This is a genomic window from Acidovorax sp. 59, assembly GCF_002754175.1.
Taxonomy (GTDB): domain Bacteria; phylum Pseudomonadota; class Gammaproteobacteria; order Burkholderiales; family Burkholderiaceae_C; genus Acidovorax; species Acidovorax delafieldii.
In genome coordinates, this window is sequence record NZ_PEET01000001.1 from 1,649,589 (window position 1) to 1,673,148 (window position 23,560).

25 protein-coding genes are annotated in these 23,560 nt (G+C 67.1%); 15 read left to right on the forward strand and 10 right to left on the reverse strand.

The window, feature by feature from the left end:
• Positions 1 to 281 precede the first annotated feature (281 nt).
• From CLU87_RS07425 to CLU87_RS07435, 3 genes are all read left to right on the forward strand, one after another.
• On the forward strand, positions 282 to 731 hold the full coding sequence (locus CLU87_RS07425; protein ID WP_099730020.1) for a hypothetical protein: 450 nt from the start codon (positions 282 to 284) through the stop codon (positions 729 to 731).
• 69 nt (positions 732 to 800) lie between these two features.
• On the forward strand, positions 801 to 1,253 hold the full coding sequence (locus CLU87_RS07430; RefSeq protein ID WP_099730021.1) for a hypothetical protein: 453 nt from the start codon (positions 801 to 803) through the stop codon (positions 1,251 to 1,253).
• Positions 1,254 to 1,262: 9 nt separating this feature from the next.
• Positions 1,263 to 1,553 (forward strand): hypothetical protein, encoded by a 291-nt coding sequence (locus tag CLU87_RS07435; protein WP_099730022.1) that lies wholly within the window; start codon positions 1,263 to 1,265, stop codon positions 1,551 to 1,553.
• A 195-nt stretch (positions 1,554 to 1,748) separates the two neighbouring features.
• On the opposite strand, the gene CLU87_RS07440 is transcribed toward CLU87_RS07435, so the two are convergent.
• On the reverse strand, positions 1,749 to 2,693 hold the full coding sequence (locus CLU87_RS07440; protein WP_099730023.1) for a LysR family transcriptional regulator: 945 nt from the start codon (positions 2,691 to 2,693) through the stop codon (positions 1,749 to 1,751).
• Between the two features lie 97 nt (positions 2,694 to 2,790).
• Between CLU87_RS07440 and CLU87_RS07445 the strand changes: the two genes are divergently transcribed.
• Positions 2,791 to 4,026, forward strand: coding sequence for an MFS transporter (locus tag CLU87_RS07445; protein WP_099730024.1), 1,236 nt, complete (start codon positions 2,791 to 2,793; stop codon positions 4,024 to 4,026).
• A gap of 147 nt (positions 4,027 to 4,173) precedes the next feature.
• Here the strand turns inward: CLU87_RS07445 and CLU87_RS07450 are convergent, their stop codons facing one another.
• On the reverse strand, positions 4,174 to 4,770 hold the full coding sequence (locus CLU87_RS07450) for a molybdopterin-dependent oxidoreductase (RefSeq protein ID WP_099732084.1): 597 nt from the start codon (positions 4,768 to 4,770) through the stop codon (positions 4,174 to 4,176).
• 117 nt (positions 4,771 to 4,887) lie between these two features.
• The gene (locus CLU87_RS07455; RefSeq protein WP_099730025.1) at positions 4,888 to 5,913 is read right to left on the reverse strand and encodes an ABC transporter substrate-binding protein; all 1,026 of its coding nucleotides are present in this window, start codon (positions 5,911 to 5,913) and stop codon (positions 4,888 to 4,890) included.
• 235 nt (positions 5,914 to 6,148) lie between these two features.
• Here CLU87_RS07455 and CLU87_RS07460 point away from each other — a divergent pair, with 235 nt between their 5' ends.
• The 7 genes from CLU87_RS07460 to CLU87_RS07490 all read left to right on the forward strand — a co-directional run bounded on the left by CLU87_RS07460 (position 6,149) and on the right by CLU87_RS07490 (position 13,541).
• Positions 6,149 to 6,967 carry a class II aldolase/adducin family protein gene (locus CLU87_RS07460; protein ID WP_099730026.1) on the forward strand — a complete coding sequence of 273 codons (819 nt, stop codon included), beginning with the start codon at positions 6,149 to 6,151 and terminating at the stop codon, positions 6,965 to 6,967.
• A complete protein-coding gene (locus tag CLU87_RS07465) occupies positions 6,964 to 8,112 on the forward strand; it encodes an acyl-CoA dehydrogenase family protein (protein WP_099730027.1) in 1,149 nt (382 codons plus the stop codon). Before CLU87_RS07460 ends, CLU87_RS07465 begins: the two co-directional genes overlap by 4 nt.
• A 21-nt stretch (positions 8,113 to 8,133) precedes the next feature.
• On the forward strand, positions 8,134 to 9,135 hold the full coding sequence (locus tag CLU87_RS07470) for an NAD(P)-dependent oxidoreductase (RefSeq protein WP_099730028.1): 1,002 nt from the start codon (positions 8,134 to 8,136) through the stop codon (positions 9,133 to 9,135).
• A 145-nt stretch (positions 9,136 to 9,280) separates the two neighbouring features.
• A complete protein-coding gene (locus tag CLU87_RS07475; RefSeq protein ID WP_099730029.1) occupies positions 9,281 to 10,240 on the forward strand; it encodes an ABC transporter substrate-binding protein in 960 nt (319 codons plus the stop codon).
• Between the two features lie 209 nt (positions 10,241 to 10,449).
• Positions 10,450 to 11,658 (forward strand): MFS transporter, encoded by a 1,209-nt coding sequence (locus CLU87_RS07480; RefSeq protein ID WP_233193734.1) that lies wholly within the window; start codon positions 10,450 to 10,452, stop codon positions 11,656 to 11,658.
• Positions 11,659 to 11,813: 155 nt separating this feature from the next.
• Positions 11,814 to 12,860, forward strand: a complete 1,047-nt coding sequence (locus tag CLU87_RS07485) for a methionine ABC transporter ATP-binding protein (protein WP_056744393.1) — start codon at positions 11,814 to 11,816, stop codon at positions 12,858 to 12,860.
• Between the two features lie 15 nt (positions 12,861 to 12,875).
• On the forward strand, positions 12,876 to 13,541 hold the full coding sequence (locus tag CLU87_RS07490; RefSeq protein ID WP_056067588.1) for a methionine ABC transporter permease: 666 nt from the start codon (positions 12,876 to 12,878) through the stop codon (positions 13,539 to 13,541).
• A 158-nt stretch (positions 13,542 to 13,699) separates the two neighbouring features.
• Here CLU87_RS07490 and CLU87_RS07495 read toward each other — a convergent pair whose 3' ends face one another.
• From CLU87_RS07495 to CLU87_RS07510, 4 genes are all read right to left on the reverse strand, one after another.
• A complete protein-coding gene (locus CLU87_RS07495; RefSeq protein ID WP_199170805.1) occupies positions 13,700 to 14,479 on the reverse strand; it encodes an N-acetyltransferase in 780 nt (259 codons plus the stop codon).
• Between the two features lie 86 nt (positions 14,480 to 14,565).
• Positions 14,566 to 15,600, reverse strand: coding sequence for a tripartite tricarboxylate transporter substrate binding protein (locus CLU87_RS07500; protein ID WP_099730031.1), 1,035 nt, complete (start codon positions 15,598 to 15,600; stop codon positions 14,566 to 14,568).
• A gap of 64 nt (positions 15,601 to 15,664) precedes the next feature.
• Positions 15,665 to 16,969, reverse strand: coding sequence for a glycerate kinase (locus CLU87_RS07505; RefSeq protein WP_099730032.1), 1,305 nt, complete (start codon positions 16,967 to 16,969; stop codon positions 15,665 to 15,667).
• Between the two features lie 41 nt (positions 16,970 to 17,010).
• Complete coding sequence (locus CLU87_RS07510) at positions 17,011 to 18,099, reverse strand: tartrate dehydrogenase (RefSeq protein ID WP_099730033.1); 1,089 nt, start codon at positions 18,097 to 18,099, stop codon at positions 17,011 to 17,013.
• A 168-nt stretch (positions 18,100 to 18,267) separates the two neighbouring features.
• Between CLU87_RS07510 and CLU87_RS07515 the strand changes: the two genes are divergently transcribed.
• Both CLU87_RS07515 and CLU87_RS07520 read left to right on the forward strand, forming a co-directional pair.
• On the forward strand, positions 18,268 to 19,242 hold the full coding sequence (locus CLU87_RS07515) for a LysR substrate-binding domain-containing protein (protein ID WP_099730034.1): 975 nt from the start codon (positions 18,268 to 18,270) through the stop codon (positions 19,240 to 19,242).
• 111 nt (positions 19,243 to 19,353) lie between these two features.
• Entirely contained in the window at positions 19,354 to 19,941 is a 588-nt protein-coding gene (locus tag CLU87_RS07520; protein ID WP_099730035.1) for a DUF1566 domain-containing protein, read from the forward strand.
• Positions 19,942 to 19,996: 55 nt separating this feature from the next.
• On the opposite strand, the gene CLU87_RS07525 is transcribed toward CLU87_RS07520, so the two are convergent.
• On the reverse strand, positions 19,997 to 20,398 hold the full coding sequence (locus tag CLU87_RS07525; protein WP_099730036.1) for a carboxymuconolactone decarboxylase family protein: 402 nt from the start codon (positions 20,396 to 20,398) through the stop codon (positions 19,997 to 19,999).
• A complete protein-coding gene (locus CLU87_RS07530; protein ID WP_099732086.1) occupies positions 20,325 to 20,804 on the reverse strand; it encodes a MerR family transcriptional regulator in 480 nt (159 codons plus the stop codon). The genes CLU87_RS07525 and CLU87_RS07530 overlap by 74 nt, the downstream gene beginning before the upstream one ends.
• Before the next feature lie 291 nt (positions 20,805 to 21,095).
• On the opposite strand from CLU87_RS07530, the gene CLU87_RS07535 reads away from it, so the two are divergent.
• Positions 21,096 to 22,235 carry a zinc-binding dehydrogenase gene (locus CLU87_RS07535; RefSeq protein WP_099730037.1) on the forward strand — a complete coding sequence of 380 codons (1,140 nt, stop codon included), beginning with the start codon at positions 21,096 to 21,098 and terminating at the stop codon, positions 22,233 to 22,235.
• A 215-nt stretch (positions 22,236 to 22,450) separates the two neighbouring features.
• Here CLU87_RS07535 and CLU87_RS07540 read toward each other — a convergent pair whose 3' ends face one another.
• Positions 22,451 to 22,744, reverse strand: a complete 294-nt coding sequence (locus tag CLU87_RS07540; RefSeq protein ID WP_056746958.1) for a DUF4148 domain-containing protein — start codon at positions 22,742 to 22,744, stop codon at positions 22,451 to 22,453.
• A 284-nt stretch (positions 22,745 to 23,028) separates the two neighbouring features.
• Between CLU87_RS07540 and CLU87_RS07545 the strand changes: the two genes are divergently transcribed.
• Positions 23,029 to 23,337, forward strand: a complete 309-nt coding sequence (locus tag CLU87_RS07545) for a hypothetical protein (protein WP_056067613.1) — start codon at positions 23,029 to 23,031, stop codon at positions 23,335 to 23,337.
• The last annotated feature ends 223 nt before the right edge of the window (positions 23,338 to 23,560 follow it).

Consider the following 23,560-nt stretch of genomic DNA (forward strand, 5'->3'; position numbering starts at 1 on the left):
AGAGCCGCCGTTCAAAAGCGCCGCCCTGAAGCTGCCATCGACTTGCTGCACGCTGCTGTTGGAAATCCCGGCGTCCGCATACGGCAAGCCATAGTTTTCGGTATTAACGCGTGCCGGGTTTCATGGAATTTTTACATCTGGAAGTTTGAACAGGTCACCCCTTGCAAACCTTTGCTGCAAGCCGCCTCCAGGAGAAATCAGTGTCCAGAATATCTCGCTCGGTCCAGTTTATCCCGCAGGTTTTGCTGTCTAAACTACGTTAGGCCTCATTCCCCACCGCTATGGACACACAAACTCTTCTCGCGGAAATCGACGCACGTGAACTCACCTACGAGGCCCCTCCGTTGTTCGCATGGGAGATGGGCATCGCATCGACCGACGAAGAGGTTGCCAATCTGATGTATCGAGGCGGACGCTTCCCACCTCAGATGTCAACGCGACGTACGCCCCCGGAAGACACCCGACCTGAGAAGACGTACTGGGACCACGTGAAAAACGAGATGCGCATATTTCTCTGCACGGACGAGAAAAAGTACAAGGCGCTCTGGAAACAGATCGACGCTATGCAGAAGAAGTCCACAACTGCAATAGTCGGCGTTATTGCTGCGTTTCTTGGTTCATCGCTGGGCGCTCCCGCCACCATATTGGCGGGGTTTGTTGCGGTATGCCTCTACGCGGCGCTTAAAGTCGGCAAGGAAGCATATTGCGGCTACAGCAGCAATGAGGCCTAACCTTTCAGTCAGGCGGACTTGCCTACGGCAAGCCACTGACCTTGGCCGCTAGGCCTCACAGGAGACTCCATGCCAGACCTCACAGCTATCGGCGCCGTCCTTGGCAGCCTTAAGACAGCCACGGAGATTGCAAAATTCATTCGTGAAAGCGATGTCTCAATCGAGCGAGCCGAGTTAAAGCTAAAGGTGGCTGATCTGATAGGAGCGCTTGCAGACGTAAAGTTGGAATTGGTTGAACTGCAAGACTCGTTCGCAGCGAGGGACCAAAAGATCAAAGAACTCGAGGAAGCGTTCGAGGCCAAAGATTCCATGGTCCGGAAATACGATGCGTACTACAACGCTGGCCCAGACGGCGAGCCCCTGGGCGCACCTTACTGCCTGCGTTGCTGGGAAAGCGACCACAAGCGTCGGCTGCTCGTTCATGATGCGAAGGACTTCAGAACCCGCCTTTGCACGAGTTGCGGCCACAAGTACGAAGGCAGACTGGCAGGCGACCTCCAGCCTGCAAAGCCAGCCGGTTGAGAGGGTCGGATGAAATCAGAGCTGTTGGAAGCAATTGACACCCACAAGGTTGTCGAACTTCGTTACCACGGGTACGCGCGCACCGTCGAGCCACACGCCTACGGCCGGGACAAGAACGGAGACGAAATTCTCCGGTGCTTTCAAGTCTTTGGTGGCAGCGAAAGCGGCGAACGAACAGGCTGGAAACTACTCAAGGTTGCCGAGGTGTACTCCATCCATCTTGAGAAGGCCACGTTCCATACTCGGGACGGTTATCGCAAGAACGACAAGGCAATGGAATATATCTTTCGCCAGTTGTAGCGTGAGGCCTACCCCCTCGCTCAAGCGGAGCGCCAATGGCAAACCACCAGGCCTGGTCTGGTGGTACGCGGTACATTTTCACCAGTCAGGGCCTGGCATCTTGCCGTTGTCGCCCGCTTAGCTCGAACGTTGAACATCCGCTTCCACTTGCGGTGAGCGGCTGCTTCTGGCCGGTCCCTGCTTTAGCTCCGTACCTCACCCCACCGCCCGCATCCCCACCAACCCCGGCATCGCCCCCCGCATCGCCTCCAAAAACAGCCGCAGCCGCGCCGGATAAAACCGCGCATACGGGTACACCAAGTACACCGGCAGCGGCGCCGCGTGCCAGTTGGGCACCAGGTGCAGCAAGTGCCCCTGCCGCACATCGTTGTCCACGATCCATGCCGAAGAAATGCACGCTCCCAGCCCCGCCAGGGCGGCGCTGCGCAGGGCGTACAGGCTGTCGGTGGCCAAACGCGGGGTAATGCCGAAGGTATGGGCCTCGCCGCCGGGCTCTTGGGTCAGCGTGACCTCGCGGCGGTAGAAGGTGCTCAGGGCCAGCCAGGGCAGGGGTTGCAGGTCTTGCGCGTGCCGGGGCGTGGGGCGCCCGGCCATGAGGGCGGGGGCGGCCAGCACGATGCGGGGCACCTCGGCCAGGCGCACTGCGACCACGCTGGGGTCGTCCACCGCGCCGACCTGGATGGCGCAGTCGATGCCTTCGGCGATGAAGTTGGGGCGGCGGTCGTGCAGCATCCATTCCACGTCCACCTCGGGGTAGCGGCGCAGGTAGGCCATCAGCGGGGCGATGAACTGGTCTTGCCCAAAGGCGTGCGGCGCCAGCACGCGCAGGGTGCCGCGCGGGGTGTCGGCCGTGCCGCGCAGGTCGTCTTCCATGGCGCGCCAGTCTTCCAGCAGGGCCTTGGCGTGGGCAAAGCAGCGGTCGCCGTCTTCCGTCAGCTTCATCACATGGGTGGAGCGCTGCAGCAGCTTGATGCCCAGGCTGCGCTCCAGCGCCTGCAGGCGGCGGCTCACGGTGGGCTGGCTGGTGCCCAGTTGCTGGGCGGCGGCAGACAGGCTGCCGGCCTCGACGATGCGGACAAAGGTCTGCATCAGCTCGATGCGGTCGGCGCCGGGTTGCAGGGCTGGCAGGGTGTTTGTCATACGCTAAGCGTATAACGAATCTGCAATTCAGCCTACTACCCAGCGCGGCGGTGGGCTAGAACAATCGCACCATTCCTTTCTAACCGATGGTGTTGTGATGTCTTCCATTCAAAACGTGCATGCAAGTGGTGCAGCGGGGCTGGCCCCGGTGGCGCCCCCTGCGGAGGGGTCGGTGAGTGCGCCGCTCTTATTGCTGCTGGCGACCACGGCGGGGCTCAGCGTGGCGTCGCTGTACTACAGCCAGCCAATGCTGGGCGTGCTAGGGCCCGACATGCAGGCCGACAGCCGCGTGGTGGGGCTGGTGCCCACGCTCACGCAGCTGGGGTATGCGCTGGGCATCTTGCTGCTGGCGCCGCTGGGCGACCGGTTTGACCGGCGCCGCATCATCGTCATCAAGTCCATCGCGCTGATGCTGGCCCTGCTGCTGAGCGGCCTGGCGCCCGGCATGGGTGCGCTGCTGGCGGCCAGCCTCGCCGTGGGCCTGGCGGCCACCGTGGTGCAGGACGTGGTGCCTGCCGCCGCCACGCTGGCCCCAGCGGCGCAGCGCGGGCGCATGGTGGGCACGGTGATGACGGGGCTGCTGCTGGGCATTTTGCTGTCGCGCGTGGTCAGCGGCTTCGTGGCGCAACAGTGGGGCTGGCGCACGGTGTATGTGGCGGCGGCGGCGGCCATTGCGCTGCTGACGGTGGCCGTGTGGCGCGGGCTGCCGCGCTTTGCGCCCACCACGCAGATGGGCTACGGCGCGCTGATCGGCTCGATGGTGGCGCTGTGGCGCCAGCACGCAGCGCTGCGCCGTGCGGCCTGGGCGCAGGGGCTGCTGGCCGTGGGCTTCAGCGCGTTCTGGTCCACGCTGGCGGTGATGCTGCACAGCCAGTTCAACCTGGGCACGGCGGCGGCGGGCGCGTTTGGTCTGGCCGGGGCGGCGGGGGCACTGGCCGCCCCGCTGGCCGGGCGCCTGGCCGACAAGCGTGGGCCCGAGGTGGTGACGCGCTACGGCGCCGGGCTGGCCGCCGTGTCGTTTGCGGTGATGGCGCTGGCGCCGCTGCTGCCTGCTCAGGCCCAGCTGGCCTTGATTGTGGTCAGTGCCATCGGCTTTGACTTTGGCGTGCAGGCCACGCTGGTGGCGCACCAGACCATCGTGTACGGCATCGACCCTGCGGCGCGCAGCCGGCTCAATGCGCTGCTGTTCACCGGCATGTTCATCGGCATGTCGGCCGGGGCGGCGCTGGGCAGCCTGGCGCTGGCGCAGTGGGGCTGGCTGGGGGTGGTGGGCTTGGCCACCGTGGGGTCGCTGGCAGCGCTGGCGGTGCGCATGGGGCGCCGCCGGGGCTGATTTAGGGTGAAATATGGCTGTAGCGCCAGTGGATCATGCGCTGGCAGCTATCAAAAAAAGAGCGACCCCAGGGTCGCTCTTTTTGTTGGGAGGCGGTTTGTACCGCGCTGGCGCTCAACCGCTCCGCGGCGTTGGGCCTGCACTGGCTCAGGTCTTCTTCACCTCAATGTGGTACAGCCCCCAGGGGCACAGGCCAAAGCGCTCCTTCACGGGCTTGTCCTTGAAGGCGGGCAGCACGTCGGCGTCGTACACGGCCCACTGCGGGCCCAGGCCGCCCAGGGCCATGGGTTGGCCGTCGATGTGGGTGGCGACGATCATGCGGTAGGCCTGGGCGTCGGCCATGCTGATGTTGACGTTGTAGCCGTCCACCGCGCGCAGGCCCAGTTGCACGGGGCTGCCAGCGGCCACACCGGCGGCGGCCAGCACGGTGGTGAGCAGGGGGCCCTTGAGCGTGTGGGGCTTGCTGTCGTATTCGAGCGTGGGCTTGATGGTGACGGCGGGCATGCGCGCCAGGGCGGCGGCGTCCAGCGCGAAGGCCTTGTCAAACTGGATGCCGTGTTTGCCCATCATCTGGTCGATGGTGGTGTCCAGCGCGCCGCGGTTGGACTGGGTGATGGCGCCGCTGATGGTGAGCAGCGTGGGGCCGCTGGGGGCCTTGGCCGGCGTGGCGGCGTGGCTGCTGCCCGCGGCAGTCCACAGGCCTGCCAGGCCCATGCCGGCGGCGACGAAGTTGCGCTTGTTCATGCTCATGGGAGGGTGCTCCTTGATGGAAATCAGGGGCGCATGGTAAGCGCAAGCGGTGCTCCCCGCCACGCGAAAAGTGGCACGGGGTGTGGCTGCGGCGGCGGGGGGTTGTGCGTGTCAGGCCGCCTTGTCGATCGCGAAGGGGCGCAACACGTTTTTGAAGCTGCGGTCCCACAGGGGCGCCACTTGCGCGGGGCCGTCCAGCACGCCCAGCTGCAAAAAGGTGTCGGCCACCGCCTGGTGGCCTTGCACCACGGCGTCGTCCACGGGGCGCAGGTCGTAGTCGGTGCTGCGGCTGTTCCACAGCTCGATCAGGTCGCCCACGGGCACGCGGGTTTCGGCCGACTGGGCCCGGGCGTAGTCCAGGTAGTTGCCGTTGGCCCACTGGTAAGCGCGGCGCAGGCGCAGCAGGTAGTCGCTGATGGCGGCGTGGCGCGCGGGGTCGTCCACCGCGCGCGGGTTGGCATAGATGGGAAAGTTGCCCGACAGGTAGCCCACACCGGTCTTGATCACGCGGGCGCCGTAGCGCAGCCGCGCCAGCTGGCCGTTGTAGCCGTAGATGGCCCAGGCATCAAGGTCGCCCCGGTCAAAGGCCGAGAGCCCGTCGGCGGGGGTGAGGTTGATGGCCGTGATGTCGGCAAACGACAAGCCCGCTTCGGCCAGCTGCTTGCTCAGGTAGTAGTGCGAGGTGGTGGCGCGCACATAGCCCACGCGTTTGCCTTTCAGGTCGGCTATGCGCTGGATGGGGGCATCCTTGCGGGCCAGGGTGACCTGGTTGTTCAGGTCTTCGCGCACTACAGCGATGAAGCGCACCTGCGCCTTTTGCCGGGCGGCAAACAGGGCAGGGATCTCGCTGCCCGAGCCCAGGTCCAGCGCGTCGCCGTTCAGGGCCTCGATGTGCAGCACGCCGTTGTTCAGCTCGCGCCATTCGATGCGGTAGGGCGTGTTGCCCTGGCCCGATGCGGCGATCAGCGCGCGCCACAGGCCCTTGTAGGTGCCAACGCGCAGCGTGACCTTGGACAGGTCGGGCGTGCCGGGCGATGCCGCCAGTGCGGGCACACCCGCTGTGGCCGCCCATGCGGCGGCGCCCAGGCCGTTTTGGAGGAGATGGCGGCGGTTCAGTGAAGGAGGGGTATGGGGCATGGCAGGTTGGTGTGTGGATTGGGTGTGTCAAGCCACAAGGTTCCAACAAGCCCGGCGGCAGCGCAAAGACCATTGCGTAGCATCGATATGCGGCAAACGCAGCACCCACCGTGGTGCATGCGAAAACCGCATGTGGTCACGCGGATTTCTTCGTTGGCGCGGGGCGGAGGCGCTCCTATGGTGGGCGGGTTCGTTTCTCTTTCGTCCACCTCACCGATCTGGAAAGCCGCCAGCCATGTCTGCCGTCCTCAAGCCCCTGCCCGCCACCGACCTCGCCCGCAACCCCACGCCGCAGCGCAAGGACTGGTTTGATGCGCCCAGCCCGCGCCCCACGGTGCAGGCCGAGCGCCGCTACCGGCAGGAGAACCTGGCCGTGGCCTTTCGGCTGTTTGCACAGCAGGGGTTTGACTACGGGCTGGCAGGCCACATCACTGCGCGCGACCCGGAGTGGACGGACCACTTCTGGGTGAACCCGCTGGGCGTGCATTTTTCGCAGATCAAGGTGTCCGACCTGTTGCTGGTGAACGCCGCAGGCGAGATCGTCATCGGCCAGGGCCCGCTGAACCGCGCGGCGTTTGCCATCCACGCGGCGTTGCACGAGACGCGGCCCGACATCATTGCTGCGGCCCACACCCATTCCACATACGGCAAGGCGTGGTCTGCGCTGGGCCGCAAGCTCGACCCGCTGACGCAGGACTCGTGCATCTTCTATGAAGACCACGCGCTGTTCGACGACTTCACGGGGGTGGTGCTGGAGACGGACGAGGGCTTTCGCATTGGCAAGGCGCTGGGGGCGCAGAAGGCGGTAATCCTGCAGAACCACGGCATCCTGACGGCGGGGCCGTCGGTGGAGGCGGCGGCGTGGTGGTACATCGCGCTGGAGAACGCCTGCCAGGCCCAGCTGCTGGCTGAGGCGGCGGGCACGCCCCAACCCATTCGCCATGAGATCGCGCAGCACACGCATGCACAGATCGGCGGGCCCGGCGGCGCGCAGTTTGCCTTCAGGAGCCTGTTCGACATCCTTGTGCGGCAGCAGCCTGAGGTGCTGCAATGAACGCGCCGCTGACCTGGGGGCAGGTGGCGCGCACGCTGGCGGTGGAGTTTGCCGAGCGCGCCGTGGCGCACGACCGGGACGGGAGTTTTCCGCACCAGAACTTTGCCGACCTGCAGCAGGCCGGTCTGCTGGCGCTGGCCGCGCCGCGCACGCTGGGCGGGCAGGGCGCGTCGGCCGCGCAACTGGGCGAGGTGATTGGCGCAGTGGGCCAGGGCTGCCCGGCCACCGCGCTGGTGCTGACCATGCAGTACATCCAGCAGCGCGGCATGGGGCGGCCCGGCTCGCCCTGGCCGCAGGCGCTGGCCCGGCAGCTGGTGCACGAGTCGCACAACGAGGTGTCGCTCATCAATGCGTTGCGCGTGGAGCCCGAGCTGGGCTCGCCCGCACGCGGCGGCCTGCCTGCCACAGTGGCGCGGCACACGGTCGAGGGCTGGCGCATCAGCGGGCACAAGGTGTATTCGACCGGCGCGCCCATCCTGCGCTGGTATGTGGTGTGGGCCCGCACCGATGAAGAGGTGCCACGCGTGGGCTCGTTCCTGGTGCGGGCCGGTTCGCCCGGCATCCGCATCGACGCCACCTGGGACCACCTGGGCCTGCGCGCCAGTGGCAGCCACGATGTGATCCTGCAGGACGTGCTGACCCCCCACGACCACGCGCTCGATGTGCGCCTGCCGCAGGACTGGGCCCGTGGCGAGCCCGCCATGCTGGCCGAGATGACGGTGATGCTGGGCGCGCTGTACACCGGCGTGGCCCGCGCAGCGCGCGACTGGGTGGTGCGCTTTCTGCGCGAGCGCACGCCCGCCAACCTGGGTGCACCCCTGTCCAGCCTGCCGCGCGCCCAGGAGGCCGTGGGCCGCATCGAGGCCCTGCTGCTCACCAATGACCGGCTGATCGCCAGCGTGGCGCATGACCTGGACACCGGCACCCTGGTGCCTGCGGTGGACAGCGGCCTGGTGAAAACCATGGCCACGCAGAACGCCATCGACGTGGTGCAGGCGGCGCTGCAGCTGTCCAGCAACCACGGCCTGGCACGCAAAAACCCGCTGGAGCGCCACCTGCGCGATGTGCTGTGTGGCCGTGTGCACACCCCGCAGGAGGACAGCGCCCACATTGCCGCAGGCCGCCGCGCACTGGGCCTGGGCTGAGACGATGAGATCGGATACGCCATGAATGCCGTGCTGGCCCCCCGCCCCCTGGCGGTGTTGAACCAGACCGGTGCCGGGGCCGATGCCCTGGTGGCCGCAGCGGGCTTGCCCGTGGCCCTGGCCGACGATGCCGCTGTGCCTGCGTGGGAGCGCGCCGCTGATGCGGATGTGCTGTTCACCGGCCCGCGCAATGGCTGGCGCAATGCGCCCGCGGAGCCTCCGGCGGGCTGGCCGGGGCGCCTGCAGTGGGTGCATGTGGCGTCGGCGGGCATCGACTTCTTTCCGCCGTGGTTGCTGCAGGTGCCGCTGGTGACATGTTCACGCGGTGTGGCGGCTGTGCCCATTGCCGAATATGTGATCACTGCGCTGCTCGCGCACCAGCGCGACTGGGACACACTGCGCGTGCAAGGGGCCGACCCATGGCGTGAGACCTTTGCGCGGGTGGACCAGCACCTGCCCGGCACCCTGCAGGGCCGCACGCTGGGCATTGCGGGCTATGGCGCCATTGGCCGCGCGGTGGCCGTGCGTGCACAGGCGCTGGGCATGCAGGTGGTGGCGCTGCGGCGTGGGGGTGCGCCGGTGGATGGAGGGGGTGAAGGGGATGAAGGCGTGCAGGCGGTGGGCTCCATCGAGCAGCTGCTGGCGGCGTCTGACCACCTGGTGCTGGCCCTGCCCATCACCGCGCAGACCTACCACCTCATCAACGCGGCCACGCTGGCCCATGCGCGGCCGGGGCTGCACCTGGTGAACATTGCGCGCGGCGCCCTGGTGGACCAGCGGGCCCTGCTGCAGGCGCTGGATGCGGGCCGCCTGTCGGGCGCCACGCTGGATGTGACCGACCCCGAGCCTTTGCCCGACGGCCACCCTCTGTACCACCACCCGCGTGTGCGCATCACGCCACACGTGTCGTGGGCCGCACAAGGGGCTGCGGAGGTGACGGCGCGCAAGTTTGTGGACAACCTGCAGCGCTTTGTGGCCGGGCTGCCGCTGCACGACGTGGTGGACAGGGAGCGCGGTTACTGAGCGCCGCAGGCCAGCGGGCCACCCCACCCACACCCCGCGCGCGCATGCGAAAACCGCATATGGATGCTTGCAAGCCTTCGTTGGCGCCGCGTGGGGTGGGTGATGCAATGAATGCCGAATCAACCTTGCCTTCATTGACCACACCATGCTGCGCCGCCAATTCCACCATCTGCTGACCGCCTCGGTCGCTGCCAGTTCATTCCTGTCGCCCGTCCTCACCCATGCCCAAACCTCGTCGCGCGTGCTGCTGCGTGCGGGCGACCAGAAGGGTGGGCTGCAGGCGCTGCTGGACGCAGCGGGTGAGCTCAAGAACCTGCCCTACGACATCAAGTGGAGCGAGTTCCCGGCGGCTGCGCCACTGGCCGAGGCGCTCAACGCCAACGCGGTGGACTTTGGCCCCATTGGCGATGCGCCACTGCTTTTTACGCTGGCGGCGGGCAGCCGGGTCAAGGCGTTTGCGGCCAGCCGCTCAGATGCCTACGGCACGGCCGTGCTGGTGGCGCCCCACTCGCCGCTCAAGACGGCGGCCGACCTCAAGGGCAAGAGCATTGCCACCAACCGGGGCTCCATCGGCCATCTGGTCACCCTCAAGGCGCTGGAGTCGGCAGGCATCAAGGCCGACGATGTGCAGCTGCGCTTCATCCCGCCGCCAGACGCCAAGCTGGCGCTGACGCAGGGCTCGGTCGATGCCTGGGCCACCTGGGAGCCCTACACCGCGCTGGCCGAGACCAGCGGCCATGCGCGCGTGCTGGTCAGCGGCCGGGGCCTGTGGTCGGGCCTGAGCTTTCTGGCGGCCACCGATGCGGCCCTGGCAGAAAAGCGTGCTGCGCTGGCGGACTTCAAGGAGCGCGTGGCGCGTGCGCAGGTGTGGTCGTACCAGAACGCCAAGCCGTTTGGCCAGTCGCTGGCGCGCATCGTGGGCATTCCGGCCGATGCGGCGCAGCTGCAGTTTGAGCGCCGCGCCACCCGCTGGCAGGACATCGACGCCCAGGTGCTGGCCGACCAGCAGAAGACGGCTGACTTCTACCTGGCGGCAGGCCTCATCAAGCAGCGGCTGGATGTGCGGGGCACGTTCGACACCAGCTTCAATGTGGGCAAGGGCTGAGGACGGCTGCTCCCGACCGTTCGCCGTTCGCCGTTTGCAGCTCGTCCGTACCAGTGGGCGTTGGGCGGGTTGATGCGCTGGATGTGGTTCTGCAAGCTTCAACGGAACGCGCTGGTGTGTCCAACGCGCCCCTCCCTGACCTTGAGCCACCGGGGTGCATGCCGCCCCGCGCCAGCAACCTTGCGCTGGCCGCACCACAATCGGGTCATATGACCTCTTCTTCGACGATGCTGCGGGTGATCAGCCTGGCAGCCTTTTGCAGCATGGCTTCCATGCGTGTCTGCGACCCGATGCTGGTGTCCCTGGCACGCGAGTTTTCTGTCACCACGGGCGATGCGTCGGCCGTCATCGCGGCGTTTGCCGTGTCTTACGGCGTGCTGCAGTTGTTCTATGGCCCCCTGGGCGACCGGCTGGGCAAGGTGCGGGTGGTGATTGGCGCCACCTTTGCCTGTGCGCTCTTCAGCGGCGTGACGGCGCTGGCGCCCACGCTGCCGGTGCTGGTGGCGGCGCGGGCTGCCATGGGGGCGTCGGCGGCAGGCATCATCCCGCTGTCGATGGCATGGATTGGCGACAACGTGCCGTACGAGCAGCGGCAGGAGACCCTGGCGCAGCTGATGGTGGCCACGGTGTCGGGGATGATGGCCGGGCAGTGGTTTGGCGGCTTTGCGGTCGAGGCGCTGGGCTGGCGGGCTGCGTTTGTGGTGCTGTCGCTGCTGTTTTTGACCGCCGCGAGCCTGCTGTGGCGGCAAGCCCGCGCCATGGCGGCCAGCACCCCGGCACCTGCGGCTGGCGGTGCGGTGCCGCCCGCTTTTTCGCTGTCGGCTTATTTGGCCAACACGGCCGCGCTGCTGCGCATGTCCCGGGTGCGCTGGGTGCTGACCGTGGTGGCGGTGGAGGGCGCCCTGGCCTTTGGCACGCTGGCTTTTGTGCCCGCACGCATGGTGGACGGGTTTGGGCTGTCGGCCTCGGCGGCCGGCGGGGTGATGGTGCTGTATGGCGTGGGCGGGCTTATCTACAGCCTGCTGGCGCGCCGCTGGCTGGCGCTGCTGGGTGAGCGGGGCCTGGCGCTGATGGGCGCCTCGCTGATTGCTGCCGGGCTGTTGCTGCTGGCCTGGGGGCCGGTGGCGGCCTGGGGGGTGCTGGGCTGCTTCTTTGCCGGGGTGGGGTTTTACATGCTGCACAACACGCTGCAGGTGCAGGCCACGCAGATGGCGCCCGAGGCCCGGGGCACGGCGGTCACGCTGTTTGCGTGCCTGCTGTTCCTGGGGCAATCACTGGGTGTGCTGCTGGTGGCGGCCAGTGTCGACCGGGGCTGGATCGCGCCCGTGTTCTCGGTGGCGGCACTGGGGGTGCTGGTGCTGGGCGCGCTGGTGTCGCGCAAGGTGAATGGCCGGGTGGCGGTGCCCGCGGGAGCGTAGTCTGGAGTCGGCCAGCCCGTGCAAATAACTTTGATGTCTTATTACTTTATTTTTTGATAGTTTGATTCTTTATGGCGCAATAGTACATTCCCTGATCTTTGTGTCTTTTGGGGCCGAACCCGCGCCGCCCGGCGTGTGGCGGCCCTTTGTGTTTCATGATCGAACTACGGGGTATCACCCAAACCTACCAGGGCTCACAAGGCCCGGTCGAGGCGCTCAAGGGCATCGACCTCACCATCCAGCCGGGCGAAGTGTTCGGCATCATCGGCAAGAGCGGCGCGGGCAAAAGCTCGCTGGTGCGGGTGATCAACCTGCTCAACCGGCCCACCACGGGCCAGGTCATCGTGGGCGGGCAGGACCTGACCCAGCTGAACGACGCGCAGCTGCGCGAGGCGCGCCGCGAGATCGGCATGGTGTTCCAGCACTTCAACCTGCTGTCGTCGCGCACCGTGTTTGACAACGCCGCGCTGCCGCTGGAGCTGGCGGGCATGGACAAGGCCGCCATCCGCGAGCGTGTGAACCCGCTGCTGGAGCTGGTGGGCCTGTCGGCCCTGGCCGACCGCTATCCGGCGCAGATCAGCGGCGGGCAAAAGCAGCGTGTGGGCATTGCGCGTGCGCTGGCCAGCCGCCCCAAGGTGCTGCTGAGCGACGAAGCCACCTCGGCGCTGGACCCGGAGACCACGCGCTCCATCCTCGACCTGCTGCGCCAGGTGAACCGCGAGCTGGGCCTGACGGTGGTGCTGATCACCCACCAGATGCAGGTCATCAAGCAGGTGGCCGACCGCGTGGCCGTGATCGAGGCCGGCCGCATCGTGGAGCAGGGCCGGGTGCTGGACGTGTTCACCCGCCCGCAGCAGGCCATCACCAAGAGCCTGATCGACGAGATCCTGCCGCAAGAGCTGCCCGCCAGCGTGCTGGACCATGTGCGCAAGCTGGCAGGCCAGCTGAGCGCAGGACGAACCGGCCAGCTGCTGCGCCTGTCGTACGCCGGGGACAGCGCTTACCAGCCCATCCTGTCGCAGCTGATCCGCCAGTTTGGCGTGGACATGAGCATCCTGCACGGGCAAGTGGATGAGATCCAGGACGAGACCTTTGGCTCGCTGGCCGTGTACGCCAGTGGCGAGGCCGAGAGCGTGCGCGGCGCCGTGGCGCACCTGCGCGCGGGCGGGGTCGAGGTGGAAGAAGTGGCCGTGGCCGGTTAAGAGGGAGCACACATCATGTTCAACAACTTCACGCCAGCCATGCTGGATCTGTTTGCTTCGTCGCTGTGGGAGACGCTCATCATGGTCGGCATCTCCGGCCTGGTGGGCGGCTTGCTGGGGGTGCCTCTGGGCGTGTTCCTGCGCCTGACCGATGATGGCGGGGTGCTGGAGAACGGCCCCGTCAACAAGCTGGTGGGCTGGCTGGTCAACGCCGTGCGGTCCACGCCCTTCATCATCCTGCTGGTGGCCATCATCCCGTTCACGCGGCTCATCACCGGCTCGTCCATCGGCACGGCCGCCGCCGTGGTGCCACTGACCATTGCCGCTGCCCCGTTTGTGGCCCGCCTGGTCGAGGCCGCGCTGCGCGAGGTGGACCACGGCCTGGTCGAAGCCGCGCAGGCCATGGGCGCCACCACCAGCCAGATCGTGTGGAAGGTGCTGCTGCCCGAGGCGCTGCCCGGCATCGTGGCGGGCCTGACCATCACGTTTGTGAGCCTGACCGGCTACTCGGCCATGGCCGGTGCCATTGGCGGCGGCGGCCTGGGCGACCTGGGCATCCGCTACGGCTACCAGCGCTTTCTGCCCGAGATCATGCTGGCCGTGGTGCTGGTGCTGATTTTCTTTGTGCAAGCCGTGCAAAGCCTGGGCGACTGGGCGGTGCGCAAGCTCAGCCACCGTTGAGCGGTGAATGGTTTGCTATTGAATCAATAGCTGCTGGCGCATGATCCACTAGCGCTTGCGGCCTGTTTTGCTTCAAACCCACGCGTGGAGGCACTGCGTGGGCCTCTGCGTTGGTCCTGGCTCTCTCGCCTCCTGTGGGAGAGGTGCAGAAGCCAATCTCAGCCCGGCACCCGGTAGTGGTAGCCGTAGGCCGTCTTGAAGCCCATCGATTCATACAGCCGCAGCGCAGGCGTGTTCTGCGCCCGCACCTGCAGGTAGGCGCTGGTTGCACCGGCCTCCATGCCCCAGTGCAGCAGCGCCTGCACCAGCGCGCGCCCGCGTCCGCCGCCCCGGTGTTCAGGCGCCACGGCCAGGTCATACAGGCCCACCGCACCGCGCTCCAGCACCGCCAGGCCATAGCCCACGGCGTGGCCCTGGGCGTCGTGTTGCAGCGCATAGCCCACCGGGTGGGAGATGGCATCCAGGATGCCGCGGTGCAGGTTGCGGTGGTGCGGCGCCACGCCGTTGGCCGCCGCAAAACCTTCCAGCCACGCGGGCGATGGCGAGGTGCTGACCACGGTGCTGCCGTCGGGCCGGGGCACCGCGCCCAGCGCCAGCGGCCGGTGCAGGACCAGCGAGGGGTCAAAGTGCTGGTAGCCCGCGTCCGCCAGCTCCTGGTCGGCCTCGGCCGGGGCCAGGGGGGAGATGCGGAACACGGCGGGCAAACCATGCCGCGCATACAGCGCCACCGCCGCCTCGCGCACGCCGTCAAACGGCGCGCCGGGCACCAGCGCGTTGACCGAGTTGGCGCGCTTGGTGTAGCCGCCTGACAGCCGGAACACCCAGCCCCGGTGAAACACCGTCTGGTGCGCAGGCCAGGCGTTGAAGGCGCGCTCTTCCAGCGCGCGGACGAGGGCAGCGGGTGCGGTGTTGGCAATGGGGGCGGCGGTGTCGGTCATCGTTGGTTTATACCAACCCACCTTGACCATTCACCTCGCCAGCCACCCTGTGCGACAACTCTGTGCAACTGCTCTTGGCCACTCGGTCAGTCGGTGGTGATCTTGTTGTCGGCCACCAGCTTGGCAAAACGTGCGGTGTCGGCCGCAATCTGCTCGGCCATCTGCGCAGGGGTGTTGCCGATGGGTTCGGCGCCAATGTCCTGCATGCGCTTTTGAAAGTCCGGCGACTGGATGACCTTGACCATTTCGGTGTTCAGCCGCGCCACCACGTCGGCGGGCGTGCGGGCGGGGGCCAGCACACCAAACCAGGTGCCGATGTCAAAGCCCGCAAAGCCGCTTTCTTGCAGTGTGGGCACATCGGGCAGGGTGGACGAGCGCTTGGCCGTGGTCACCGCCAGGGCGCGCAGCTTGCCCGCCTTGATGTGCGGCAGCACGGGGGTGACGGTGTCGAACGACATCGACACCTGCCCGCCCAGCAGGTCGGTGGTGAGCGGGCCGCTGCCCTTGTAGGGCACATGCAGCAGGGGTTGGCCGATAGAGGTGGCGAACTGCGTGCCGATCAGGTGCTGCGCCGTGCCCGCGCCGTTAGATCCGTACGAGAACTTGTTGGGCGTGGCCTTGATCAGCGCCACCAGTTCCTTCACGTCCTTGGCGGGCGTGGTCGCACTCACAGCCAGCACGTTGGGCACCAGCGCCACGGTGGTGATGGGTGCAAAACTCTTTTGAAAGTCGTAGTTGAGCTTTTTGTACACGCTGGTGGCAATGGTGTGGTGCACCGCGCCCATCAGCAGCGTGTAGCCGTCGGCAGGGGCCTTGGCTACGTAGTCGGCCCCGATGGTGGCGCCTGCGCCGCCCCGGTTTTCCACGATCACAGGCTGGCCCAGGGCTGTGCTGAGCTTTTCGCCCAGCGCGCGTGCCAGCACATCAGTGGTGCCGCCGGCCGCAAAGGGCACAACGATGGTGACGGGCTTGGCGGGCCAGGCCTGTGCGTGCGCCGGTGCGCTGGGCAGGGCACAGGCAGCACTAGCCAGGGCGGCCAGCGCCAGCAGGTGGTGCCGGCGGGTGGAGGGCGTTGTGGGCGGCGTTGATGGTGGGTGGTGCGGGGTTGCAATGCGTGTCATGGTTGTCTCCGTTGGGTTGTGGTTCTTGTGGGGGCAGGGCCGGTGGGGACGCGGGTGCGTGGCGTCAGCCCGTGGCTGCGATCAGGATCGCGCGGAAGTCGTTGACGTTGGTGCCCGTGGGCCCGGTGACCACGGCGTCGCCCAGCGCGCCAAAAAAGGAGTGGGCGTCGTGTGCGTCAAGCGCGGCGGTGGCGTGTTGGCCCAGTGCTGAGGCGCGCTCCAGTGTGTCGGGCGTGGCAATGGCGCCAGCCACGGGCTCCAGGCCATCGATTCCATCGGTGTCTCCGGCCAATGCATACACGCCGGGCAAGCCCTTGAGCGACAGGGCCAGGGACAGCAGGCATTCCACATTGCGCCCGCCGCGCCCCGGGGTTGGCATGGCTTGCCCTGGTGCCGGTGCGCGCAAGGTGACAGTGCTTTCACCGCCACTCAGCAGCACGCGGTGCCGTGGTGACGGGGTCTTGGCGGCGTAGCGGGCGACACCGGCCAGCAAGGTGCCCATGTCGCGGGCTTCGCCCTCCAGCGCGTCGCCGAGCAGCGTGGGCTCGATGCCCGCCTGACGCGCCACCTGGGCGGCTGCCTGCAGGGCCAGGTCGGGTGTAGCAATGACGTGGGTGGTGATGGGGCCCAGCCGGGTGTCGCCGGGCTTGATGCTTTCGCTGGCGGCAGTGTCCAGTGCGGCCAGTACGGCGGGTGGCAGCGCAATGCGGTAGCGCTGCAAGATGGCCAGCGCCTGTGCGCGGGTGGTCGGGTCGGCCACGGTGGGGCCCGAGGCCACGTCCAGCGGGTCGTCGCCCGGCACGTCGGACATCACCAGATTGACCACGCGGGCGGAGCTGCAGGCCAGGGCCAGCCGCCCGCCCTTGATGGCCGAGAGGTGGCGCCGCACACAGTTCATCTCGCCAATGCTGGCGCCGCTGCGCAGCAGGGCCTGGTTGAGCGCCTGCTTGTCGGCCAGCGTGACCCCCGGCAATGGCAAGGGCAGCAGTGCCGAGCCGCCGCCCGACCACAGGCCAATCACCAGGTCGTCTGCTGTGAGGCCCGCCACTGCGGCCAGCATGTGCTGCGCGGCGGCCAGGCCTGCTGCATCGGGCACGGGGTGGGAAGCCTCCAGCACGCGGATGTGCTGGCAGGCGGCAGCATGCCCGTAGCGAGTGACCACCACGCCAGACAGCGGCGTGGGCCAGTGGGCCTCCAGCACCTGCGCCATCTGCGCCGATGCCTTGCCCGCGCCGATCACCACCGTGCGGCCCCGGGGTGGCGCAGGCAGGTGCGGTGGCAGACATATCGCGGGCTGCGCGGACGCGATGGCGGCATCGAACATGCTGCGCAGCCAGTGGCGGGCCTGGGTGTCGATGTGCGTGCTCATCGGGTCGTGGGGCAGGGCGCAGTGCGTTAGGGCCACGCAGCTCAGGCGGCCTTTTGCAAATGCGTGCTGCCGATCAGCGCGCACACGGCGTCGGTCACCTGCGCCGTGGTGGCCGTGCCGCCCAGGTCGCGGGTGTGCAGGGCGGCGTTGGCGGTGACCTGTTCGATGGCCTGCATCACGGCGCGGGCAGCGTCCACCTCGCCCAGGTGCTCCAGCAGCATCACCACCGACCAAAAGGTGCCGATGGGGTTGGCCAGGCCCTTGCCCATGATGTCGAATGCCGAGCCGTGGATGGGCTCGAACATGCTGGGGTATCGGCGCTCGGGGTCGATGTTGCCGGTGGGCGCAATGCCCAGGCTGCCCGCCAGCGCGGCTGCCAGGTCGCTGAGGATGTCGGCGTGCAGGTTGGTGGCCACGATGGTGTCGAGCGTGGCGGGGCGGTTGACCATGCGGGCCGTGGCAGCGTCCACCAGCTCCTTGTCCCATTTCACGTCGGGGAACTCGGTGGCCACCTGCGCGGCAATCTCGTCCCACATCACCATGGCATGGCGCTGGGCGTTGCTCTTGGTGATGACGGTGAGCAGCTTGCGGGGGCGGGATTGGGCCAGGCGGAAGGCGTAGCGCAGGATGCGTTCCACCCCCACGCGGGTCATGATGGACACGTCGGTCGCCGCCTCGATGGGATGGCCCTGGTGCACGCGGCCGCCCACGCCCGAGTATTCGCCCTCGGAGTTTTCGCGCACGATGACCCAGTCCAGGTCCTTGGGCGTGCAGCGCTTCAGGGGCGCATCAATGCCCGGGAGGATGCGCGTGGGCCGCACGTTGGCGTACTGGTCAAAGCCCTGGCAGATCTTCAGGCGCAGGCCCCACAACGTGATGTGGTCGGGGATGTCCGGGTCACCCGCCGAGCCGAACAGGATGGCGTCCTTGCCGCGCAGGGCATTCAATCCGTCGGCCGGCATCATCACACCATGGGCGCGGTACCAGTCGCCGCCCCAGCCGAAGTTTTCGAACTGGAACTGCAGGCCCGTGTGGCGGGCGGCCAGGGCTTCGAGCACGCGCTGGCCGGCGGGAATCACTTCCTTGCCGATGCCGTCTCCGGGGATGGTGGCGATTTGGTAGGTTTTCATGAAGGTCTTTGGTCTTGGTGTGTGAAAGCGTCGGGAAAGGCCTGTGGGGATGTCGTGCCGCGAAAAAGCGGGTGGAACAAAAACAGTGAGAGCGACTGTAGGCATCCGCTCGTTGTAAAAACGGCGCTCAAGTGAATCCATCGTTAACCTGCAGTTGATAATGCGGCGATGAGCTCTACCATCCAGCCCGCAGAACTGGGCTTCTTCTCGGCACTGGCGGCCAGCCCCAGCCTGAGCGCCGCCGGGCGCGAAATGGGTGTCTCCACCGCCGCCGTGAGCAAACACCTGGCGCAGATGGAAAAGCGCCTGGGTGTGGTGCTCATCAACCGCACCACCCGGCGCATGAGCCTTACGCCCGAGGGCGAGCTGCTGCTGGAGCACGCGCGCCGCATCCTGCGCGAGATCGATGCGCTGGACGAACTCATCGTGCAGTCCAAGGCCAGCCCCACGGGCCTGCTGCGCGTGAATGCCACGCTGGGTTTTGGCCGCATGCACATTGCGCCCGTGATCTCGGACTTTGTGCGCCAGTACCCCGAGGTGGATGTGCAGCTGCAGCTGTCGGTGCACCCGCCACCGATCACCGACGATGCCTACGACGTGTGCGTGCGTTTTGGCGAGCCGCCCGACGGCCGCGTGATTGCCCGCCGCATCGCACCCAACCGGCGCGTGCTCTGCGCCGCACCCGCCTACCTGGAGCAGCATGGCAGGCCCCGCGTGCCGCGCGACCTGATGGAGCACCAGTGCATCGGCATCCGCCAGGGCGACGAGGCCTACGGCCTGTGGCGCCTGACCACCGGGCGTGGCAGCAAGGCGCACACCGAGTCGATCAAGATCACCGGCAACCTCACCACCAACGACGGCGAAATCGCCGTGCTGTGGGCGCTGCAGGGCCACGGCATCGTGATGCGCGCCGAGTGGGACGTGAACCGCCATCTGGCCCAGGGCCTGCTGGAGCCCGTGCTGCCGCAGTACCACACGCCCGCGGCCGACATCTATGCGGTGTACCCCCAGCGGCACCAGTTCTCCACGCGGGTGCAGGCGTTTGTGGGGTTCCTGGCCGAGGCATTGGCCGCGTCAGGCACGCTGGCAGGAGTGGGCGTGGGTGGCCGCATGGACAAGCGGAGGGCCGTGCGGGTTTCTTGATCTGGTGGGTGGCGCGCAGGCCGTTGCCGGGTTAGGGTGTCGCCAAGGCATTCTGTGATGCCTCTATGCCCCCCGGACCCGTACCTGGCTTTCATTGCCCCTGCTTTGCCCATGAAAACATTGTTGCCGCTCATCCCCCCGCTGTTGGTTGCCCTGTTTGCCGGGCCCGCGCAGTCCGCCGATTCGCAGGTGCCCGCCGATTGGTCCCTGTCCGCCGATGGTGCTTATGTGTTGGACCAGCGTGCCGGCCTGGCCTGGCCACGCTGTGTGGAGGGCATGCAATGGACGGGCAAAACCTGCACGGGCCAGCCCCTGCTGCTGGACCGTGCTGAGGCCACGGCCCTGGCCTCTGACCGCTGGAAGGCCGAGGGTGTGGGCTGGCGCCTGCCCCGTGCGACAGAGCTGCAGCGGCTGGTGGACAAGGCGCTGTCGCCCCCGGGCCTCAACCCCCTGCTGTTCCCGGCGGCGCCGGGCCAGTGGCACTGGACGTCCACCGCCAACGTGAGCGCGCCCAGCGTCAACCAGTACACCTACGGCAACATCGCCCAAAGCCGGGCGGGTGATGGTGCGCGGCAGGCGGCCATGATCAACGGCTGGGCGGTGAACCTGTCCACCGGCGAGGCGCGCGGCGATGCGGCGCGGGCCAGCAAGCTGCCGGTGCGGCTGGTGCGGCCGATGCCGGTGGGGGCCGCCAAATAGGCGATCGCCCCGATGCAGCCGCATCCGGCAGGACAGGGCGGGGCGGCAGGGCGCTTCAAGCGGCCTGTGGTTGTGCGTCGGCCGCTGCAAACACCTCGCGTGCCGCGGCCAGTCCGTTGAGCGCGGCCGGAAAGCCTGCGTACACCGCCATTTGCATCAGCACCTCCACGACCTCTTCGCGGGTGACTCCCACATTCAGCGCCGCCTGCAAATGCACCTTGAGCTGTGGCGTGGCGTTGCCCAGCGCGGTCAGTGCGGCGATGACTGCAATCTCGCGGCTGCGCAGATCGAGTCCGGGGCGCGAATAGATGTCGCCAAACGGAAACTCGATCAGGTAGCGCGCAAAGTCGGGGGCGATGTCGGCCAGGCTGGCGACGACACGCTCACCCGCGTGGCCGTCGATTTCGCGCAGCTTGGCGAGGCCCTGGAGATAGCGGGGTTGGGTTTGGGGGGACATGGGAGCTTCCTTGGTGGGTGGACGACGGGGCGGACCGAAGGGAAGCTTCCAGGCCCTGGTAGTACGCGATCTTGGCTTGCAGCGCCTGTGCGGCTTGCTGCATCGTGGTGATCGTTGCCAGCACCCGCGCCAGGTGCTGTTCCAGCAACTGGCGCCGCTCGGGGGCAGTGGCGTTCCCTTCGCTGCGCAGCCGCGCAAAGGCCTGCATCTGCCCGATGGGCATCTGGGTCTCGCGCAGGCGCAGCAGGAATCCGATCCATTCCATGTCCGACGCCGCATAGCGGCGCTGGCCTCCGGGTGCACGGGTTACTGGCGCAATCAACCCGGCGCGCTCGTAGTAGCGCAGGGTGTGTGCGGTCAGGCCTGTGCGTTTGGCGACTTCGGCAATGGTGAGGAGGGATGCCATGGGAACGATTCTGAAAGTTGGAGTGCACTCTAAGTCAAGCGCCACGTGGATGACTGGGGACGGGGCGTGTGAGAGCATGGGGTAGCCCCGTGGCTGGAGCCTCTTTTTGGCATCGTTCTTCCCGGCGCATGGTGGCCTGCCGCCGTGAACCGAGGGGACAGCGTGGTGGCGCAGCTTGGTCAAGAATGCGAGTTGGTGGTGCTGCGGCGCCGTGGAGTGCAGCACCGTTTCACCACACTGCGCGGTCCAGCGCATAGGCCCTTTGTCCCATCTTTTACCTGCGAGTCCTCCATGAACCCCTCCATCCCTACCACCGCGCTGCAGTTGCGCTCGCTTGTGCAAGCCGATGGCACCTTGCAGATCAGCCTGGAGCCGACCCCCGTGCCCACACCAGGGCCCGACGAAGTGCTGATCCAGGTGCAGGCCACGCCCATCAATCCGTCGGACATCGGCCTGCTGCTGGGCCCCGCCGACTTGTCCACCGTGCAGGTCACCGGCACGGCCGAGCGGCCGGTGGCCACGGCCCGCATCCCTGAGCGCGCCATGCCGGGCATGGCGGCACGTCTGGGCCAGAGCATGCCGGTGGGCAACGAGGGCGCGGGCCTGGTGGTGGCGGCAGGCAGCTCGCCAGCAGCGCAGGCGCTGCTGGGCCGCACGGTGGCGGTGATTGGCGGCGCCATGTATTCGCAATACCGCGCCATGCCTGCGTCGCAGTGCCTGCCGCTGCCGCCAGGGACCACGGCGGCTGAGGGTGCATCGTGCTTCGTCAACCCGCTGACGGCGCTGAGCATGGTGGAGACCATGAAGCGCGAAGGTCACACCGCGCTGGTGCACACCGCGGCAGCCAGCAACCTGGGCCAGATGTTGCTCAAGATTTGCCAGAAAGACGGTGTCGGCCTGGTCAACATCGTGCGCAAGCCCGAGCAGGCGGCGCTGCTGCGCGAGCTGGGCGCCCAGTATGTGTGTGACAGCAGCGCGCCCAATTTCATGGCCGAGCTCACCGATGCGCTGGCCGCCACGGGCGCCACCATCGCGTTTGATGCCACGGGCGGCGGCACGCTGGCCGGGCAGATCCTGCAGTGCATGGAGGCCGCCATCAACCGCAAAGCTAAGGAATACAGCCGTTACGGCTCGGCAGTGCACAAGCAGGTGTACCTGTACGGCCACCTGGACACGCGCCCGACCGAAGTGCACCGCACCTTTGGCATGGCCTGGGGCATGGGTGGATGGCTGCTGTTTCCGTTTCTGCAGAAGATTGGCGAAGAGGCCACCCAGGCGTTGCGCCAGCGGGTGGCGGCTGAGCTAAAGACCACGTTCGCCAGCCACTACGCGCGCACCGTGTCGCTGGCGGGGGCGCTGAGCGCCGAGTCCATCGCGTTCTACGGCCCGCGCAACACCGGCGCCAAGGTGTTGATCGACCCGTCGCTGTAAGCGGCGTTGCGGGCGCGCGCCTGGTGCCCTTGGGGGGCGCGGCTACACGGCAGGCACCAACAAAAAGGGCTCCCAAAAGGAGCCCTTTTTGCCTGCCCGCCCCTGCGGTTCAGTTAACACTTCCCATGGCAGCAGCACCCGCACCGCGCGAAGTGCCACAACCCTGGGAAGTCCCGCAACTGCTTCAAACCAATCTCAGCAGTTGGTCTGCCAAATTACATGGCGCTGAATTCGCCCGAAGGGATCTGGCCGGTGCGCACGGCTTCGGCAGCCTGTGCGCGCACGGCAGCGCGGTCAGCGGTGGATTGGTAGGTCACCACACGCGAGCCTGCGGGTTCCATGTTGTGGGTCTTGGCTTCCACTACAGCTTCGGCTTGCACTTCAGCGCGGGTGCGGTTGGTGTCGAACTTCAGGGCAAATTGCGAGCCATCGGCTTCGTCTGCATGGGCGCCAAAAGCGGCGAAAGCGGCAACAGCGGCAACGGAGAGGAAACGGGCGGTCTTGTTCATGATGAAAATCCTTAAAAAACTTAAAAAAGCGTCTCAAAAAAGCCGGGTCAAAAACCATTCCTGAACCGGGTTCGGTGAGTCGCCTTGCGGGTTCGGCTCATCGATGGGATGAACTGTACGCCGATGGTGTTCAGGGAAAAACCACTCAGTCGCAAACTAACTGTTCCAGTATTGAGAACAATCTTTCCATCCTCCCGCGCTCCGTGTGGGATCTTTCGGCGCTCGAGTTTTGTTGGAAAAAACTGTATATTCATACAGTATCAAACCACAGGAGAAGCAGCGCCATGCAAGTCATCGAATCCACTTACGCCGTCACCCTGCGCGACTACCCCGAGGAACTCCCGGCCAAGGAGCGCATTGCCGCAGAAACCCGGTACGCCAGGGCCCTGGAAAAGCAGCTTGGCGGCCCCGAACAGGTGGCGGCTGCCCTGGACACCATGCAGAGCCTGGAGGAGTCGCCCCCTGAGGTGGTGTCTCCTGGCGATCTCACCCTGCTCAAGGCCTGGGGCAAGGCCAGCGTGGCAGCCCGGCAGGCCGGGTTCCGGGATCTGGGAGAAGGCGAGGGCGCGTACTTTGAGGTGCGGCTGGTCTGAGAGGCTGAGAGTCCTTTATCCATGCCCGCCTTGCACGCCGATACGCCCCGGCGCATCGTTGCCAATGCTCGCCATAGCCTGAGCTATGGCTGTGCTTTGCGCCTAGATCCGAGGCGTATTCGCGCGCCTTTCGGGCCCGGCTAAAAAACTTTCAGCCTCTGAGCCTGAAAGCCCGCAGCACGCAATCGGGCTGACCGAGCCGCCGTGCAGGCGCGTGTTGGGT